The sequence below is a fragment of the Acinetobacter sp. YH12106 genome, assembly GCF_013418995.1.
Taxonomy (GTDB): Bacteria; Pseudomonadota; Gammaproteobacteria; order Pseudomonadales; family Moraxellaceae; genus Acinetobacter; species Acinetobacter pseudolwoffii.
In genome coordinates this window covers 1-1,729 of record NZ_VPAV01000063.1, presented here as the reverse complement: position 1 = coordinate 1,729, position 1,729 = coordinate 1, and the positions used below count along the sequence as shown (strand labels likewise).

2 protein-coding genes and 2 pseudogenes are annotated in these 1,729 nt (G+C 36.0%); 1 reads left to right on the top strand and 3 read right to left on the bottom strand.

The window, feature by feature from the left end; all coding sequences use genetic code 11:
• The 3 genes and pseudogenes from FTU45_RS15250 to cadR all read right to left on the bottom strand — a co-directional run.
• Nucleotides 1–245 (bottom strand): annotated as a pseudogene (locus FTU45_RS15250) (TolC family protein); the annotation flags it as partial.
• Nucleotides 246–294: 49 nt separating this feature from the next.
• Nucleotides 295–705, bottom strand: a complete 411-nt coding sequence (locus tag FTU45_RS15245; RefSeq protein WP_159516819.1) for a hypothetical protein — start codon at nucleotides 703–705, stop codon at nucleotides 295–297.
• Between the two features lie 142 nt (nucleotides 706–847).
• Nucleotides 848–1,240 carry a Cd(II)/Pb(II)-responsive transcriptional regulator gene (gene cadR, locus FTU45_RS15240; RefSeq protein ID WP_000550240.1) on the bottom strand — a complete coding sequence of 131 codons (393 nt, stop codon included), beginning with the start codon at nucleotides 1,238–1,240 and terminating at the stop codon, nucleotides 848–850.
• Nucleotides 1,241–1,330: 90 nt separating this feature from the next.
• On the opposite strand from cadR, the pseudogene FTU45_RS15235 reads away from it, so the two are divergent.
• Nucleotides 1,331–1,603 (top strand): annotated as a pseudogene (locus FTU45_RS15235) (cation transporter); the annotation flags it as partial.
• Between the last annotated feature and the right edge of the window lie 126 nt (nucleotides 1,604–1,729).

Here is a 1,729-nt window from a genome sequence, read left to right as displayed (position 1 = left end):
GGATTTTTAAACAGCTTACTTTGCTGAAGATTCGTGGCATTAATGCTGTTTTGCGTTTCCCAGAAATTTTGGGACGCTTGATACTGGTTGACCTGATCAATGGCTTGTCGCAGCGTTAAATCTTGAGTACTGGCGACTACAGAAGTACTCAAGCTGATCATTGCGGATAGCAAGACACCTGTACGGAATGCTGACCAGGATAAATTCAGGATGGAGGTATCCTGATGTAATTTGTTTTTTGACATGAAAATGCCCCACGCATAATGAAATTAGGAGTGGTGGGCTTTTATAAGACTACCCCACCAATAGTAGGGGCAAATCGGGAGGCGGGGTTAATTGATTCAGATAAGGGGATTTATAAAAAGTTATTCCCAAATAAGTTGGGGTAATGCCGGTCTCAAAATTAGCTTTAAGCTTCAGATCATCGGGTGGGTCAATCTGAATCACGATTGTATTTGAGAAATGACTGCACTTTTCGTTAAAACAAACCTTCTGACAATAGTCATAGATTTCTTTATAGTTTTCTAGGGAATAAAGTGCTTGACTAGGACTATCACTCTTTTCGTCTAAATCGATTGGATTAGAGAGTATTGAATTGGGTATGTTTGGCATTTCATGCAGACACGCAGCCTCTGCCACACTCCAAATATTCTGGAATGTGAATAAGAGTACCAATATCTGGATTAGAAATGTTTTTCTCTTCATACACAAATCTGTATTTAAAACACCAATAAGAAGCTGTCCAGATCTATCAAAGATCTGATCACAGAATTTGAGTAACCTTAAACCTTTTGCAGCCTTAAGTAAAGATATACAGAGTTTTTGAAAAAAGCATAGGTCTAGATAATCAAGCTAGATTTTTTAGAACTCCACATTGGTCAATTGTACATAAACCATCACAAGTACCTCTTAAATCAGATAATTGTTCAATAAGCTTTTGTTGCTTGATTATATTTTCCCTGATAGCACTGACATGTAAGTCAATTAATTCATTCACATCTGAACAATTTTTCTCAGGTTTGTCTTTATAGGTGAGTAATTGACGAATTTCATTCAAACTCATATTTAAAGTTCGGCAATTTAAAATAAACTTAATTCGCTCAACATAGCCTACATCGTAAAGGCGGTAATTTCCTTCCGTTCTTTCCGGTTCCGGAATTAAACCTTCCTTTTCATAAAACCTAATTGTTAATACTGAACATGAGGTTTTTTTAGAGAGTTCACCAATTTTTAAATGCATTGAGTTGGTATTTCCAAAAAATCTTGACTCTATAGTAACTATAGGGATTCTAATATTCAAAGTTTATAAATTTTTTTAATGGGTATAATTATGAGTGGTTGTGGATGTAGTAAAGAAACACCATGCAAAGATAAGAAATCTCAACAAGAAAATCATCCATCAATTGCAGAAGCAAACAATTCAAAGAATTGTAATAATACGCTTAGCTGTTGTGGTGAAGAGGAAGAAGAAAAATCTTCATCTCCTTGCTGTAACACTTCAAACAGTTGTGAAGATACCGCTCAATCCTGTTGTGGTTCTGATCCCAAAGAAAATTTAAGCACTGAAGACGTTTTAAAAGATTCGCACTACATGAGTGAATACGGCACTGTTGCAAATAGGCTGACATGATAAGCTAAATATCTTATTTATTTCGAGATACAGCAGATGAATCCCTTCCACGGTCGGCACTTTCAAGGTGAAATCATTCTTTGGGCTGTTCGTTGGTAT